Origin of the sequence: Herbaspirillum autotrophicum, assembly GCF_001189915.1 — a bacterium.
Lineage (GTDB): Bacteria > Pseudomonadota > Gammaproteobacteria > Burkholderiales > Burkholderiaceae_D > Herbaspirillum > Herbaspirillum autotrophicum.
In genome coordinates this window covers 40353-54974 of the sequence record NZ_LFLS01000005.1, presented here as the reverse complement: position 1 = coordinate 54974, position 14622 = coordinate 40353, and the positions used below count along the sequence as shown (strand labels likewise).

Genomic DNA, 14622 nt, shown 5'->3' with positions numbered 1-14622 from the left:
CGCGACAAGTGGCAGGCAAGCGTGCCTTATCTGACTTATGTATCAGCGTTTACTGGATAGCTATCCTGCCGAAGCCGGGCGTTATGACGAGATGCTGGCTCCCGACGGCAGCTTGCGTCCGCATTGGCGCACGCTGATCGATCAGTTGGAAAGTCTGTCGCCGGAAATGCTGCGGCGACGCGCCGATGAAGTGCGCGACGCCATCGCGTCGGACGGCATGACGTACAACGTGTATGCCGATCCGCAAGGCGTCAATCGGCCGTGGGAACTGGATCTGCTGCCGCAGATCGTGGCCGCCGATGAGTGGCAGTCGCTGGCGGCCGGTGTCAGCCAGCGCGCACGTCTGCTCAATGCGGTGCTGGGTGATCTGTACGGCCCGCAACAATTGCTGGCAGAAGGCTTGTTGCCGCCGGCGCTGGTATTCGGCCAGCACGGTTATTTGTGGCCGTGTCGCGATATCATGCCGCCGGGCGGCGTGCATCTGCATCTGTATGCAATCGATCTGGCGCGCTCGGCCGACGGTCACTGGTGGGTCGTTGCGGATCGTACCCAAGGGCCGTCAGGCGCCGGCTATGCCTTGCAAAACCGGCAAATGATGGCGCGTGCCATGCCGGAAGCCTTGCGCGATATGCACGTGCAATCCTTGCTCAACTATTTTCACAGCCTGCATGCCTGCATGACCCGGCTGGCGCCATCCGACGGTACGCCGCCGCTGGTGGTGCTGCTGACGCCCGGCCCATACAACGAAACCTATTCCGAACACGCCTTTCTGGCCCATACGCTGGGCTTCCCGCTGGTCGAGGGCGTTGACCTGACGGTGCGCGGCGATCAGGTATTCCTGAAAACCCTGACCGGTTTGCGACGCGTGCACGCAATCATGCGGCGCATGGATGATGACTATTGCGATCCGCTCGAATTGCGTTCCGATTCCGCACTCGGCATTCCCGGGCTGACCCAGGCAGCGCGTCTCGGCAATGTGTTGATTGCCAATGCTCTGGGCAGCGGCGTGATGGAGTCGACCGCATTGCATGGATTTTTACCGGCCATCAGCCAGCGTTTGCTGGGCGAAGAACTGGCCTTGCCGGCGGTTGCTTCCTGGTGGTGCGGCGAGAAGCCGGCGCTGGAATATACGCTGGCCCATCTGGAAGAGCTGGTGATCATGCCGGCATTTCCATCGATGCGGATGCCGCCGGTATTCGGCCATACGCTCAGTGCCCAGGGACGCCGGCGTCTGATCGATAGTTTGCAGACCCAGCCGCATGCTTATGTCGCGCAAGAGTGGGTACGCTTGTCGCAAGCGCCGGTATTGTCGCGCAGCGGTGAATTCCGGCTGATGAATCGTACCGTCAGCTTGCGGGTGTTTGCGGTGGCTACCGGCGATGGCAATTATCATGTGATGCCGGGCGGTCTGACACGGGTTGCACCGCGTCAGCGACGCGATGTGGTATCGATGCAGCAGGGCGGCACCAGCAAGGATGTCTGGATTCTCAGTGAAACGGCGGCCGATGCCGAAAGCAGCAGCGTAGTGCCGGTGGATGCCGGGGCTGACGACAGCAGCGCAGTGATTCAGGCCACGGTCGATATCTCCTCGCATGCCGGCGAAAACCTGTTCTGGATGGGACGCTATGGTGAACGTGCCGACAACCTCGCGCATATATTACGGACCACCTTGCAAGCGACCAGCGACAGTCAGAACCGCGGCACCCTGCAAAGCGTGACGACGTTGTGCCGCAATCTCGGCATCCTGCCGGCGGAACTGGTCAAGCCCAGCATCAACACGCTGCAACAGGCGCTGCAGCTTGCCGTCACCGATCCGGAAGCGACCATCAGCATCGCCACCCATTTGCGTCACTTGCATCATTCCGGTTATCAGGTGCGCGAGCATTTGTCGCTCGATAACTGGCATGTGATCAATCGCATGCCGGCGCTGCTCAATGAAAAAATCCCTAATCCGAATGCTGCCTTGCACGTGTTGAACAATGTGATGCAGGCATGTTCGGCGCTGGCCGGTCATGCCATGGATGACATGACGCGTGATGAAGGCTGGCAATTCCTGATGGTGGGGCGCCATATCGAACGCATGGCGCATCTGGCCAATCTGTTTGATCAGTTCTTGCAGCTCGATGCAGAGCGCCAGAATGCGGCCTTGTCCTGGTTGCTGGAAGCCGCCAGCAGTATCGTGACCTATCGCGTGCGCTACCGGCGTACACCGGAATGGCTGCCGGTGCTGCACCTGCTGGTGTTCGATGTCAGCAATCCGCACAGCATTGCCTACCAGTTCCGCATGCTGCGCCATTACCTCAGCGATATTGCTTTGCAACTCGGGACCTTGAGCATGAGCGTGCCGGAACATCTGAGTGAACAATTGAACAGCTTTGTCCTGCAAGACTTTGCCCGCAATGCGGCCAACCCGGAAGAGGCCAATGCGCGCCTGATACAGTTGATGCGCGAGGCAGTTGCTTCGGCCTTTACCCTGACCGATGATCTGGCGCGTCACTTCTTCACGCCACTCACGGCACCGGTCAGTCAGGGGGTATGAGCATGCATGATGCCGTTTATCACATTGTTCACGAAACCAGTTATCAATACGCGCTGCCGGTGCGTCTGTCGCATCAGATGCTGCGTCTGACGCCGCGTTCGCTGCCGTGGCAGACCTGCACTTCGCACGCCATCAATATCGATCCTGCACCGCAGAATCTGCGCATGCTCTATGACAGCTTCGGCAATCCCTTGCAGGCGTTTTCGCTGGATCAGGATCACACCAGCCTCGAGGTGTACGCCGAATCATGGGTCGAGTTGTCGCTGCGGCCACTGCCGATGCAGACCTTGCCGTGGGAACAGGTGACCGATATTCTGACCTACCGCGCCGGTCGTCAGTTGCCGGATGATGTGCTGGAAGCGTCGCGTTTTCTGTTCGAGTCTTCGCATGTCAGGATCAAACGCGACTTCGCGCGCTATGCCGCCGATTGCTTCACCCCCGGTTTGCCGCTGCTGGATGGCGTCAGCGCGCTGATGCGTCGTATCTTCAATGAGTTCACGTTTGATCCGCTGGCAACCACAGTATCGACGCCGGTGACCGAAGTCTTCATCAACAAGCGCGGCGTATGTCAGGACTATGCGCATTTCATGCTGTCTTGCCTGCGCTCGCTGGGACTGGCAGCACGCTATGTCAGCGGTTATCTGCTGACCCAGCCGCCGCCGGGACAGGCACGCCTGATCGGCGCGGATGCCTCGCATGCCTGGGTCTCGGTGTATTGTCCCGGCACCGACGGTTTGGGCGGGTATTGGATTGATGCCGATCCGACCAATGGCATTTTTCCTGAAATCAGTCACATCACCCTCGGCTGGGGGCGCGACTTCCTCGACGTCTCGCCCTTGCGCGGTGTGTTGATCGGTGGCGGCGAACAAACCATGAAAGTGGCGGTGACGGTCACACCGTCCGATGAAAACCCGGGCCTGCCGTTTGCACGCTGAGTGCGGCTTACTGCTGTACCGAAAACATGTAACCGATGCCGCGCACGGTATGAATGAATTTGCGCTCAAACGGCTGATCGATTTTGGCGCGCAATCGTTTGATCGCGACATCGACAATATTGGTGTCGGTATCGAAATTCATGTCCCATACTTCGGACGCAATCTGCGTGCGCGAGAGTGCTTCCCCCTGATGCCTGACCAGCAGATGCAACAGCGAAAATTCCTTGTTGGTCAGTATGATGTCGGCATGCTGGCGCCGTACCGTACGCGCCAGTAAATCAAGATGCATGTCGGCGACCTGAATCACGTTGAGTTCATGCGTTGCCCCTCGCCGCAACAGCGAGCGGATACGCAACAGCAACTCGGTGAATGAAAACGGTTTGATCAGATAGTCTTCGGCGCCCAGTTCCAGCCCCCGGATACGGTCATTGACATGATCGCGCCCGCTCAGAAAAATGACCGGGAAATTGCGTTTGCCCTGCAGCATGTGCATGATTTCCCAGCCATCGATACCGGGCAACATGACGTCGAGAATCAGCAGGTTGTACTGACGGGCCGACATCATGTTCAGGCCATCGGTGCCGCGTCGCGCCAGATCGACACTGTAGCCGGATTCACGCAAGCCTTTGCGCAGGTAGTTGCCGGTTTTCAGATCATCTTCTATTACCAGAATATTCATGCGGAAATGCTTGCGCGTCGCTGTTCAGAGGTCGGTTCAGGAATCAGACTGCGGGTGCCCGATGGCAGTTCTTGGCGACAAGGGAAAGTGCTGCGGTTTCAGCGTAATTCTGGATTTTTCTTCATGTCCTTGAATGACGAATGCGAAAAAAGCAGCGGCACAAATCATGTTGCGAATATCGGAGTGACTGCTGATGAGCGTGATTGAAGAAATACGATTCAAATCTGATGGAGGTTGCCTGCGTGACTCATGCGCTGAGCAAGCATTGATGACATTTTTCCGCGATAAAACTCGTTTGTTTTTTGAGAGTTTTCTTATATTGAAAATCCGGCATGCTTTCTATACTGATGCGCTTGTCAGGGATGACAAATATCATAAATAAAGGGTGGGGAAAATGTCCGGTAACGTATTTCTTCGGGCAGGGATCGCGCGCACGGGAACTGTTATAAAAACCGCTGCTGCTATCGTACTGATGTTGTTGACAGGTATGGCACAGGCCGTCACTTGCACGACCACATCGGCTGTCCTGGCAATGCAATTTCCGGCCAGCGTGACAGTTCCACGCGATGCCGTGGCAGGTACTTTGCTGACCCCATGGACCCGCAATGCATTCGTGGTTTATAACTGCCAGAATGCAGACCCGGCCAGGTGGACGGGTTTGGGAGCATGGTCCACGATGGCAAACGATCGCAGTGCTTCGGTGGTCGTGGAAGGACTCACCTATCCCACTTTCAGTACCGGTCTGCAGGGCGTCAGCATGATCGCCAGATATATGACCACCAGCGGCATTTTTTATCCGGCACCGGCATCGCCACAGAAAAAGCTGATTGTTTCAGGCCGGGGCGGTACCGCCTATCCAACTTTCACCATGGGGGTCTCTCTGGCGCTGGTGAAAACCGGCAACATCGCCGGCGGTACCGTCAATGCAGGAATCTTCGGGAACACCGGAGCGGGTGAGGCCAACACAGCGACCGATCGTCCGGGCCAGGATGACTATACATTGCGATCGCCGGCCAGCGTAACCTATAACGCAGTCAATATCGGAAGCGGAACCTGTAGCGTGCCGAATGTGACGGTCAATCTTGGTTCATATCCGCACACGCAGTTCACCACGACATTTTCATCAACCAGACCGACGGATTTCAACGTGAGGTTTACCAACTGCCCTGAAAGTGTCAGGAAAATCTCGCTGAGTCTGTCGCGTACCACTGGTTCCGGGTTCTCCAACACCAGTGGCGTGTTTGAACCAGACGAGGACAGCTCGGCTGGTGGTGTCGGGGTCAAGGTGATGGAGGCCAGCGGCACAGCCATTACTTTCGACAGATTCTATCCACTGACCGCCTACGCTGGTTCAGGCGGCAACGTCAATTTTCCGCTGAAGGCTGCACTGATCAAATTCGGGGCGGTCACCGCAGGCTCGGTCAAAGGCTCGCTCCGTATCAACATACTTTACGAATGATGCCGCGCGCTCAAGGCGTGCGGATATGTTCAATCAGTGCCAGCGTGCGTTCGTCCGGCGGCGGTGTCAGCAAGCTGACGATGACCATGGTGGCGATGCCGGTGGGGACGCCGAACACGCCGCCGGAAATCGGCGCGATGTGGAACCATTGATTGGCCACGGTACCGCCGAATGCCGGATGGGTATGCACCATGTAATAGACGCACATGAAGAAGCCGGTGATGATGCCGGCCACGGCGCCGGCCTGATTGGCGCGTTTCCAGAAGATGCCGAGTACCAGTGCCGGGAACAGGGTGGAGGCGGCCAGCGAAAAGGCCGCGCCCACCATCGACAGAATGTCGCCCGGCTTCAGTGACGCGGCATAGGCCGCCAGCAAGGCCACCACCAGTAACAACAACTTGGAGATGGTGACGCGTTTTTGGGTCGAGGCCGTCGGATCGATCACTTTGTAATAGACATCGTGCGAGAGCGCATTGGAAATGGTCAGCAACAAACCATCTGCGGTCGAGAGTGCCGCCGCCAGTCCACCGGCCGCCACCAGACCCGAAATGAAATACGGCAAACCGGCAATTTCCGGTGTCGCCAGCACGATGATGTCGCCGTCCAGCGCAATTTCGCCCAATTGCACGATGCCGTCATGGTTGAGGTCGCTGATGCCCACCAGCGGATTGCTCTTGTCGATATTGGCCCAGTAATAGACCCAATCCGGCAGGTGGGAAAAACTGCTGCCGACCAGCGAGGTATAAATATCGTACTTCACCAGAAGCGCCAGCGCCGGCACGGTGATGTAGATCAGCATGATGAAGAACAAGGTCCAGAATACGGATTTGCGCGCTTCATGCACCGTCGGCGTGGTGTAGTAGCGCATCAGAATGTGCGGCAGGGCGGCCGTCCCCAGCATCAGACAAAATATCAGCGCCAGGAAATTATTGCGCTTGATGTCCGAGGCTTCCTGGTCCTTGCCCGGAAACGGTTCAGTCTGTGACACCGGCGGTTGCGCGCGCGCCAGATTGGCCGCCTTGGCTTCAGTCCACTTGCGTTCGGCATCGCTGACATTTTTCGGATAGGCCGACAATGCGCGGCTGGCGCTCTTGATATCGGCCAGCGAGGCATGACTGTCGCGACGGGTTTCTTCGATGTGGTGCTGGGCATCGATGCGACCATCCTCCCACGATTGCGGCAGATTTTTCAGCTTGAGTTCATAGTCGTCGGCGCGGGCCTGGAAGATGGCGCTGATTTCCTTTTCCTTGGGATCTTCCGCCAGCTTCTTTTCGATTGCATTCAATTTGGGGATCACGCTGCCGTAGGCGATCTGCGGAACCGGCACGCTGGTGTGCTTGGCCGACAGCCAGATTACCGGAATCAGGTAAGCAAAAAGGATGATGATGTACTGCGCGACTTGAGTCCAGGTGATGGCGCGCATGCCGCCGAGAAACGAACACACCAGAATGCTGGCCAGACCCAGAAAGATGCCGATTGAAAAATCGATGCCGGTAAAGCGCGACGTGATCAGGCCGACGCCGTAGATTTGCGCCACGACATAGGTAAATGAAATGATGATGGTGGCGATCACCGCCAGAATCCGTACCAGATTGCCGCTGTAACGTCCGGCATAGCGTTCGGCCAGAAAATCGGGGATAGTGTATTGGCCGAATTTGCGCAGATACGGTGCGATCAGCAGCGCCACCAGACAATAACCGCCGGTCCAGCCCATGATGTAAGCCAGTCCGTCGAAACCTTGCAGATACAAGCCACCGGCAAGGCTGATGAAGGTGGCGGCGGAAATCCAGTCGGCGGCGGTGGCCATGCCATTGAACAGCGCCGGTACCCGGCGTCCGGCCACATAATACTCGGGCACGTCGGAGGTACGGCTGACGACGCCGATGCCGGCATACAAGGCAATCGTGACGAACATGAACAGATAACCGATCCACGCGCGCGGCATGCCCTCATGTTCGAGTACCGCCAATACCAGCAAGAACACGATGAAGCCGACTGTGTACCACGAGTAGTAACGAGTCAGGCGCCAGAAAAAATCCTTGTTACTCTCCATGTTGCTGCTCACCTGAAAGTTGCAGGCGCCGTTCCAGATTGCGCATGCGTATTGTGTAGACAATCACGATGGCGAGATAGATCAGCATCATGCCCTGCGCTGCCATGTAAAACGAAATCGGCCAGCCGAACAGATGCAGATGGTTGAGCTCGCGCGCGAAAAAGACCACCGTAAACGTCGTGACAAACCAGACCGCAAGCAGGATCAGCGTAGTGCGCCGGGTCTTTTTCCAATAGCCGTTCAGGGTCAAGGCGGAAGGTGCTCGCTTCATGTCAACCTATGTCATCGATGAAAGTGTGGCGCGGGGTCAGGCGCAAGGTTACCCGGAACAGACTGCCGGGAAGTTTCGGATCATTGCTGTGCGGATTGTTGAAGATATCGACAGCGGCATCGTGTTGTTGCGCAATCTCGCGCACGATTGCCAGTCCGAGCCCGCTGCCGGCAGTGTGGGTGCCGAGGATGCGATAGAAGCGCTCGAAGACATGTTGCCGTTCGGTCGGCGCAATGCCGGGGCCGGTATCTTCCACTTCAAGAATCGCATGGCCGGCTTCTTCATCGATGCGGGCCCGGACAGTCACGCTGCCTTGCGGCGGTGTGTAGTGCAGGGCATTGTCGAGCAGATTGCTGAGCAGTTCCCGCAACATGAGCGGATTGCCGCGCGTCATGATCGGATGGCCGGGTTGTTCAAAACCGAGGTCGATGCGCTGCGTGAACGACATCGGTACCCAGTCTTGCACCACGTTGCGCGCCAGTTCGGAGAGTTCGATGGCTTCGAATGCGGCGGTTTGCGACACCTGATTTTCTGCGCGCGCCAGCGACAGCAATTGATTGACCAGCCGTGTCGCCGATTCCGAACTCTTGGCCAGTTGTTCGAGTGATCGATGAATGTCGGCCTGATCGGTTTGCCGCAGCGCCAGTTCGGATTGCATGCGCATGCCGGCCAGCGGGGTTTTCATTTGATGCGCGGCATCGGCAATGAAGCGCTTTTGCAGGGCAATGGTTTGCGACAGTCGCGCCAGCATGTCGTTGAGTGAACGCACCAGCGGCGAAATTTCTTCCGGCACCTGACCGGAATCGATAGGGCTGAGATCATCCGGCCGGCGCGCGCGGATGCGTTGCTGCAATTCGGACAATGGCGACAGCCCCCGCGACAGCGCAAACCATACCAGCGCCAGCGCCACCGGCAAGATCACGAATTGCGGCAAGATCACACCCTTGATGATTTCATTGGCGAGCTGGGCGCGCTTTTCCAGGGTTTCGCCGACCTGCACCATCGCCAGTCGCGGTTCTTTGGAAGGCGCGGCACGTTGCTCAGAGGTGCGCCGCAGATCCACCTGGGTATAGGCAATGCGGACGTCGTTGCCATGCAAAATGTCATTGCGGAATTGCACCGTGCCGAGCGGCACTTTGTCATCCTCGGTTTGCGGCGGCGGCATATCGCGGTCGCCTTCGATGAATTCGCCGCGCGGTCCGGTAATCTGAAAATAGATATTGTCGATATCGTCGGCCCGCAACAGATCGCGCGCCGACACCGGCAAGCGCGCCACGACTTTGCCGTTCACTTCGGAAACCTGTTGCGCCAGGACCGTGACGCTGTCTTCAAGCGCACGGTCGAACGGCTGGTTGGCAATCGATTGCGCGATCAGATAGGTAATCGCGATACTCATCGGCCACAGCAGCAGCAGCGGCGCCAGCATCCAGTCCAGAATTTCGCCGAACAGCGAACGCTGGATGCGCTCTTCCGGTTGCGTGGCAATGATGGCGCGCCGCTTGCCCTTGGGCGGTGGCGTGGCGATACCTTCGGGCGGCAGGGTTTCACGCATGATGCGCACCCGGGCCGTGGGCTGGCTTGATATCAGGCAGCGCCGGCAATGCTGGCACTGGAGGCAGATTCCGGCAGTTTTTCGAGGCAATAGCCAAGGCCGCGTACGGTCGCGATGCGCACGCCGCCGACTTCGATTTTCTTGCGCAGACGATGGACATAGACTTCAATCGCATTATTGCTGACTTCCTCGCCCCATTCGCACAAATGATCCACCAATTGTTCTTTCGACACCAGGCGGCCGGTACGTTGCAACAATACTTCGAGCAAGCCCAGTTCACGTGCCGACAAGTCCAGCATCTGTTCGCCGATATAGGCAATGCGGCCGACCTGATCGTAGCTCAGCGGGCCGTGCCGGATCACTGTTGGTCCGCCGCCGGCGCCGCGCCGGGTCAGCGCCCGTACCCGGGCTTCCAGCTCGGACAAGGCGAATGGCTTGGCCATATAGTCATCGGCGCCAAGGTCGAGGCCTTGCACGCGTTGCTCAATCGAATCGGCGGCGGTCAGAATCAGTACCGGCAGTCGCGAGTTGCGTGCACGCAAGCGTCGCAGCACTTCCAGCCCGGACATCTTGGGCAGGCCGAGATCGAGAATCAGCAAATCGAAATCCTGGGTCGACAGCGCAGAATCGGCTTCCACGCCATTCTTGACGCAATCGGCGGCATAACCGGAGTGGCGCAGCGAGCGTGTCAAGCCGTCCGCCAACACACTGTCATCTTCAGCAAGGAGAATACGCATGATATGGTCGGCGCCGCGCGGCGCTGTTGGTGTCTCGGTTGTAGTCGGTGTTTTATGATTGTTTTCTGGCTATTCTACTAAAGTTGCCTTTTTCTGCGTGGTATTTATTTGCCGGGCTATACTGCGTCATGCAGGAAAAATCCTGATGCCGGCATCTTGATAAAGTCACTAGTGGCCCACATGTTGGTATAATTTTCCCGCCCTGGCGCTTGAAACCTCTGATGAAACGCTTGTTTGCCCTCTTGTTGATCTGTTTGCTGCCCATGCAAGTCTTTGCAGGCATGCTGACGTCTCAGGTCAATGAGTTGTTCGACACGCAGCAGGAATCGGTACAGGAATCATCGTTGCAGGTGCCGCAACCGGTGCTGACCACGCAACTGGCGCAACTGATGGCGGAAGAGATCGCTCAGGATGAAGCTGTCAGCGTGGTGGCCGATGAGGACAGCGGCGACGCCGCCGATACTGCCTACAACGACGCCAGCGAAGATTTTTCCACACATGCAGGAATCGGTGATGAACCGGCGCTCAATGGCGCTCTGGTTTTTGTTGCCGATTCTGCCACTCTTGCTCCCGTGCAATGCAATGACGATGCGCGTCAGCCTCCGTTCCTGCCTCCCGCAGCACGCCCGCCCATGGCGCGTGCCATCCGCAGCTAATCACTCGCCGTATCCGGGTCAACGGTAATCCTGCCAGCGCAGGCCGAAGACCCGTCCGGTGCCAGTGTTCCGTACCCAATAATTGTCTTACGGCCGATGTGACCGCACTCACATCACATTCCTCAGGAGATAGCATGAAAAAAGTATTTGTCGCGCTGATAGTGGCAGTAATGACCCTATCGGCTGGTATAACGAGCGTCGAAGCGAAGCGCCTCGGTGGTGGCGGCTCGTTCGGCAAACAGTCGTCGGGTGCAAGTCGTCAGGCGCAAAGCCCGATGCAACAGAATCAGGCGGCTGCCGCCAAACCGGCAGCGCCAGCTGCTGCTCCGGGCGCCGCTGCGGCGAAGCCGGCCAGCGCCTGGAAGGGCATGTTGGGCGGCGCGTTGCTGGGCCTCGGCCTGGGCGCGATGTTGTCGCACTTCGGTCTGGGTGGCGCAATGGCCAGCATGATCAGCACGATTCTGATGGTTGCCTTGCTGGGCTTCGCGGCGATGTTCATCTACCGCATGTTCCGTCGCAAATCGGCGGATAACGCTGCACGTCCTGCTTATGCCGGCGCGCAAGATGCCACGCAGACACCACAGATCGGTTCTTTCCTGGAACAGCAACCACAGACACCGGCAGCGCTGCAAGGCTCCGGCTTCGGTGGCGGTGCGGCTTTCGCCGAACCTGCCTATGGCATTCCTGCCGACTTTGATGCAGCCGGTTTCCTGCGCAATGCAAAAACCTACTTCATCCGTTTGCAGGCAGCATGGGACAAGGGCGACGTCAACGATATCCGCGAATTCACTTCGCCGGAAATGTTTGCCGAACTGAAGTTGCAAATTCAGGAACGCGGCGCGGCCGCCAACCACACTGACGTGGTGTCGCTCGACGGTGAAGTGCTGGGCGTGGAAACGGTTGGCAATGACCATTTGGCCAGCGTCAAATTCTTTGGCTTCATCAAGGAAGACCAGACTTCGTCGCCAGTGCAGTTCAACGAAATCTGGAATCTGTCCAAGCCGGTTTCCGGTCAGGGCGGCTGGGTGTTGGCAGGTATTCAGCAATTGTCATAAACCAGTGCATTGCATGGTATGAAAAAAACGCCGGCTTGCCGGCGTTTTTCTATTGTCGGACGATAATTCCTGCGTGCTGTTGACTGTGTTCGCGCATTCCTACGCGATGAACCGGGCTTGTCCTATCGCCGCCCTGATCCTGACGCCGCATCATGGGTCTTTGCTTACAGGAGGACGCGATGAAACGACATGCATCAGCAATCTGGAATGGCAGTCTGAAAGACGGCAGGGGGTCATTGACCACGGACAGCCGCGTCTTGTCGACCACGCCTTATTCATTTGCCACGCGCTTCGAGAGCGGCACCGGCACCAACCCGGAAGAGTTGATCGCCGCCGCCCATGCCGGCTGTTTCTCGATGGACTTGTCGAGCCGTCTCGGCCATGCCGGACTGGCACCTGAGCAGATCGATACCAGCGCCGTGCTGACGCTGGAAAAGACCGACGACGGATTCACCATTACTGCGGTGGCACTTGAGGTCAAAGTGAAGGTTGGCAACCCCGATCAGGCCAAATTCGATGAAGCCGTCGCCAAAGCCAAGTCTGGCTGCCCGGTCTCCAAAGTATTGAACGCCGACATCAGCGTCAACGCGACGCTGGTATAACCATCAGACGTGCGCGTCATCATCGTTGTCATCGGCTTTGCGATGTAACGGTGGTGACGGGCGCAGCGCCTGATATAAGGCGATTACGGCCACGGCAGCCGCCAGCACGGCGGTGAGCAGGTCGAACCAGTCCATCGCAACTTCTATTGCAATCGCGAGCGGGAATCAGGCTTTCGCCGGTTTCCAGATCGCGACATCGGTGGCGTTGACCTTCTTCGGCAACAGGCCGGCAGCAAAGAAAGCGTCGGCAATACGTTGCTGTTCGCCCAATGCATTGACGACTACCGCACGCACCTCGTAGCTGCGCCGGCTGTTGGCCAGCTCAATCGTGGCGGCATCCAATCCCCACAACGGTGCCAGGAAGGCCGCCGCCTCTTTGGGCGATTGCCGGACCCAGCTTCCGGTCTTTTTCAATTCTTCAAACAAGGTAGCAAGCACATCCGGGTTGGCTTCGGCGAACGGTGTCGATGCCAGGTAGTAACGCTGATAATCGGCGACTTGCTTGCCATCGGCCAGAATCCGTACCGATGATTGTCGTTGCACGCCGGCCAGAAACGGATCCCAGGTTACCCAGGCATCAACGCTGCCACGTTCGAAGGCGGCGCGGCCATCTGCCGGCGACAAATACGCCGGGTCGATATCGGAAAATTTGAGGCCGGCCTTTTCCAGTGCCGCGATCAACAAATAGTGAACCCCGGCAGCTTTGGTGACGGCGATTTTCTTGCGCTTGAGATCGGCCACCGATTGAATCGGAGAATCGGCGCGCACCACGATGGCTTGTGCTGATGGCGATGGCGCTTCCTGCGCGACATAGGTGAGCCGGGCTCCGGCCGCTTGCGCGAATACCGGCACCGTATCGGCGACATCGGCACTGAGATCGACGCCACCCACATTCAATGCTTCCAACAGCGGCAGGCCGCTGGAAAACTCATGCCAACTGATTTTTACGCCGGCCGGCGCCAGCAGCTTTTCGAGGCTGCCATTGCTCTTGATGATGGTCAGCAAAGTCGATGATTTCTGATAACCGATGCGCACCGTACGATTGCCGGCCGGCAGGTTGGGGCTGGCGGCGGCATAGCCCGGCAAGCCGGTGACGGCCAGCGTTGAGAGTGCCGCGAGCAGGCGTCGCCGTTGCAGATTGCCGATAAGATTTTTTTTCATGAGCGTGCCTGAATTGCCAGTCAAATGAGGTGGAGGGAAGGGAATCGCGCGGTGGAAAAGGGTCGCGGCTAACGTGGTTCCGAAGCCAGCACGTCGCGCCATGCCAGCTTGCGGGATTCCAGGCGCTTGAGCACGCTGTCGGATAATTTCCCCAGCGTTGCCAGAATCAGGATCGCCGCCAGCACGATATCGGGGCGACTGCTTTCACGACCATCCGACAACAGATAACCGACGCCTTTGGTAGCCGCAATCAATTCGGCTGCGACCAGAAACATCCAGGCCAGACTGAGGCCAGTACGCAAACCGGTGAACAAATGCGGCAACGCCGCCGGCAGCAGAATGCGGCGCACCAGTTGGCGTGTCGGCAAGCCATGGATGGTGCCGACTTCGATCAGTTTGCGGTCGACATTGTGAATGCCGGCCACCAGATTGATATAAACCGGAAAGAACGCACCGATGGCGATCAAGACGATCTTCGGTGTCTCGTCGATGCCGAGCCAGAGCAACAACAAGGGGATCCACGCCAGACTCGGAATCGCGCGCAGTGCTTGAAATGATGGATCGAGCAAGGCTTCGGCGCGACGATTCATGCCGGTCAGCGTGCCAAGGCCGATGGCCAGCAAGGTGCCGATGGCGAAGCCGGTCGCAACCCGCAAGGTGCTGATGGCGATATGACTGAACAGGTCACGTGAGGCCAGCGCCAGAATAGTGTTGGCGACTTCACTGGGCGGCGGAAACAGACGTGACGGAATCAGTTCTAGTCTGGCGGCCGCCTCCAGTGCCAGCAGCACCAGCACCGGCAGCAGTGCGCCGATGGGCCAGCGCCATTGCCAGCGTCGCGCTGCCGGTTGCGGACCGCTGGCCGCCGCCAGTTCCGTATCGGCACTCAGCGGCAGCAATGAAGGAGCCTGTTGCAGCATGAC

At 58.2% G+C, this 14622-nt stretch carries 15 protein-coding genes; 7 read left to right on the top strand and 8 right to left on the bottom strand.

Annotated features, from left to right (window positions below; all coding sequences use genetic code 11):
* Positions 1 to 37: 37 nt before the first annotated feature.
* Positions 38 to 2539, top strand: coding sequence for a circularly permuted type 2 ATP-grasp protein (locus AKL27_RS05490; RefSeq protein WP_050461791.1), 2502 nt, complete (start codon positions 38 to 40; stop codon positions 2537 to 2539).
* Positions 2536 to 3474, top strand: coding sequence for a transglutaminase family protein (locus AKL27_RS05485; protein WP_050461790.1), 939 nt, complete (start codon positions 2536 to 2538; stop codon positions 3472 to 3474). Before AKL27_RS05490 ends, AKL27_RS05485 begins: the two co-directional genes overlap by 4 nt.
* Positions 3475 to 3481: 7 nt before the next feature.
* Here AKL27_RS05485 and AKL27_RS05480 read toward each other — a convergent pair whose 3' ends face one another.
* The gene (locus AKL27_RS05480; protein WP_050461789.1) at positions 3482 to 4153 is read right to left on the bottom strand and encodes a heavy metal response regulator transcription factor; all 672 of its coding nucleotides are present in this window, start codon (positions 4151 to 4153) and stop codon (positions 3482 to 3484) included.
* A 193-nt stretch (positions 4154 to 4346) separates the two neighbouring features.
* On the opposite strand from AKL27_RS05480, the gene AKL27_RS27580 reads away from it, so the two are divergent.
* A complete protein-coding gene (locus tag AKL27_RS27580; protein WP_157056805.1) occupies positions 4347 to 4535 on the top strand; it encodes a hypothetical protein in 189 nt (62 codons plus the stop codon).
* A gap of 12 nt (positions 4536 to 4547) precedes the next feature.
* Entirely contained in the window at positions 4548 to 5612 is a 1065-nt protein-coding gene (locus tag AKL27_RS05475; RefSeq protein WP_083438884.1) for a fimbrial protein, read from the top strand.
* Between the two features lie 10 nt (positions 5613 to 5622).
* On the opposite strand, the gene AKL27_RS05470 is transcribed toward AKL27_RS05475, so the two are convergent.
* From AKL27_RS05470 to AKL27_RS05455, 4 genes are read right to left on the bottom strand one after another with little or no spacing between them, the layout of a single operon-like run.
* A complete protein-coding gene (locus AKL27_RS05470) occupies positions 5623 to 7665 on the bottom strand; it encodes a sodium:solute symporter family protein (RefSeq protein ID WP_050461787.1) in 2043 nt (680 codons plus the stop codon).
* Positions 7655 to 7936, bottom strand: a complete 282-nt coding sequence (locus AKL27_RS05465) for a DUF4212 domain-containing protein (protein ID WP_050461786.1) — start codon at positions 7934 to 7936, stop codon at positions 7655 to 7657. The genes AKL27_RS05470 and AKL27_RS05465 overlap by 11 nt, the downstream gene beginning before the upstream one ends.
* 1 nt (position 7937) lies before the next feature.
* On the bottom strand, positions 7938 to 9488 hold the full coding sequence (locus tag AKL27_RS05460; RefSeq protein WP_050461785.1) for a sensor histidine kinase: 1551 nt from the start codon (positions 9486 to 9488) through the stop codon (positions 7938 to 7940).
* 32 nt (positions 9489 to 9520) lie between these two features.
* Positions 9521 to 10225, bottom strand: a complete 705-nt coding sequence (locus AKL27_RS05455; protein WP_050461784.1) for a response regulator — start codon at positions 10223 to 10225, stop codon at positions 9521 to 9523.
* Positions 10226 to 10446: 221 nt separating this feature from the next.
* Here AKL27_RS05455 and AKL27_RS05450 point away from each other — a divergent pair, with 221 nt between their 5' ends.
* The 3 genes from AKL27_RS05450 to AKL27_RS05440 all read left to right on the top strand — a co-directional run bounded on the left by AKL27_RS05450 (position 10447) and on the right by AKL27_RS05440 (position 12538).
* Positions 10447 to 10881, top strand: a complete 435-nt coding sequence (locus AKL27_RS05450; protein ID WP_050461783.1) for a hypothetical protein — start codon at positions 10447 to 10449, stop codon at positions 10879 to 10881.
* A 134-nt stretch (positions 10882 to 11015) separates the two neighbouring features.
* Positions 11016 to 11936 carry a Tim44 domain-containing protein gene (locus AKL27_RS05445; RefSeq protein ID WP_050461782.1) on the top strand — a complete coding sequence of 307 codons (921 nt, stop codon included), beginning with the start codon at positions 11016 to 11018 and terminating at the stop codon, positions 11934 to 11936.
* 179 nt (positions 11937 to 12115) lie between these two features.
* The gene (locus tag AKL27_RS05440; protein WP_050461781.1) at positions 12116 to 12538 is read left to right on the top strand and encodes an OsmC family protein; all 423 of its coding nucleotides are present in this window, start codon (positions 12116 to 12118) and stop codon (positions 12536 to 12538) included.
* 3 nt (positions 12539 to 12541) lie between these two features.
* On the opposite strand, the gene AKL27_RS28615 is transcribed toward AKL27_RS05440, so the two are convergent.
* From AKL27_RS28615 to AKL27_RS05430, 3 genes are all read right to left on the bottom strand, one after another.
* Complete coding sequence (locus AKL27_RS28615; protein WP_269749190.1) at positions 12542 to 12673, bottom strand: hypothetical protein; 132 nt, start codon at positions 12671 to 12673, stop codon at positions 12542 to 12544.
* Between the two features lie 30 nt (positions 12674 to 12703).
* Positions 12704 to 13699 carry an aliphatic sulfonate ABC transporter substrate-binding protein gene (locus AKL27_RS05435; protein ID WP_050461780.1) on the bottom strand — a complete coding sequence of 332 codons (996 nt, stop codon included), beginning with the start codon at positions 13697 to 13699 and terminating at the stop codon, positions 12704 to 12706.
* Between the two features lie 68 nt (positions 13700 to 13767).
* Entirely contained in the window at positions 13768 to 14619 is an 852-nt protein-coding gene (locus tag AKL27_RS05430) for an ABC transporter permease (RefSeq protein ID WP_050461779.1), read from the bottom strand.
* Positions 14620 to 14622 lie beyond the last annotated feature (3 nt).

Excerpts from the sequence above, each read along its gene's own strand:
- AKL27_RS05430 (WP_050461779.1), bottom strand. The coding sequence starts at position 14,619 with ATGCTGCAACAGGCTCCTTCATTGCTGCCGCTGAGTGCCGATACGGAA.
- AKL27_RS05450 (WP_050461783.1), top strand. The coding sequence starts at position 10,447 with ATGAAACGCTTGTTTGCCCTCTTGTTGATCTGTTTGCTGCCCATGCAA.
- AKL27_RS05460 (WP_050461785.1), bottom strand. The coding sequence starts at position 9,488 with ATGCGTGAAACCCTGCCGCCCGAAGGTATCGCCACGCCACCGCCCAAG.
- AKL27_RS05465 (WP_050461786.1), bottom strand. The coding sequence starts at position 7,936 with ATGAAGCGAGCACCTTCCGCCTTGACCCTGAACGGCTATTGGAAAAAG.
- AKL27_RS27580 (WP_157056805.1), top strand. The coding sequence starts at position 4,347 with ATGAGCGTGATTGAAGAAATACGATTCAAATCTGATGGAGGTTGCCTG.
- AKL27_RS05440 (WP_050461781.1), top strand. The coding sequence starts at position 12,116 with ATGAAACGACATGCATCAGCAATCTGGAATGGCAGTCTGAAAGACGGC.
- AKL27_RS05485 (WP_050461790.1), top strand. The coding sequence starts at position 2,536 with ATGAGCATGCATGATGCCGTTTATCACATTGTTCACGAAACCAGTTAT.
- AKL27_RS05475 (WP_083438884.1), top strand. The coding sequence starts at position 4,548 with ATGTCCGGTAACGTATTTCTTCGGGCAGGGATCGCGCGCACGGGAACT.
- AKL27_RS05455 (WP_050461784.1), bottom strand. The coding sequence starts at position 10,225 with ATGCGTATTCTCCTTGCTGAAGATGACAGTGTGTTGGCGGACGGCTTG.
- AKL27_RS28615 (WP_269749190.1), bottom strand. The coding sequence starts at position 12,673 with ATGGACTGGTTCGACCTGCTCACCGCCGTGCTGGCGGCTGCCGTGGCC.
- AKL27_RS05435 (WP_050461780.1), bottom strand. The coding sequence starts at position 13,699 with ATGAAAAAAAATCTTATCGGCAATCTGCAACGGCGACGCCTGCTCGCG.
- AKL27_RS05470 (WP_050461787.1), bottom strand. The coding sequence starts at position 7,665 with ATGGAGAGTAACAAGGATTTTTTCTGGCGCCTGACTCGTTACTACTCG.
- AKL27_RS05445 (WP_050461782.1), top strand. The coding sequence starts at position 11,016 with ATGAAAAAAGTATTTGTCGCGCTGATAGTGGCAGTAATGACCCTATCG.
- AKL27_RS05480 (WP_050461789.1), bottom strand. The coding sequence starts at position 4,153 with ATGAATATTCTGGTAATAGAAGATGATCTGAAAACCGGCAACTACCTG.
- AKL27_RS05490 (WP_050461791.1), top strand. The coding sequence starts at position 38 with ATGTATCAGCGTTTACTGGATAGCTATCCTGCCGAAGCCGGGCGTTAT.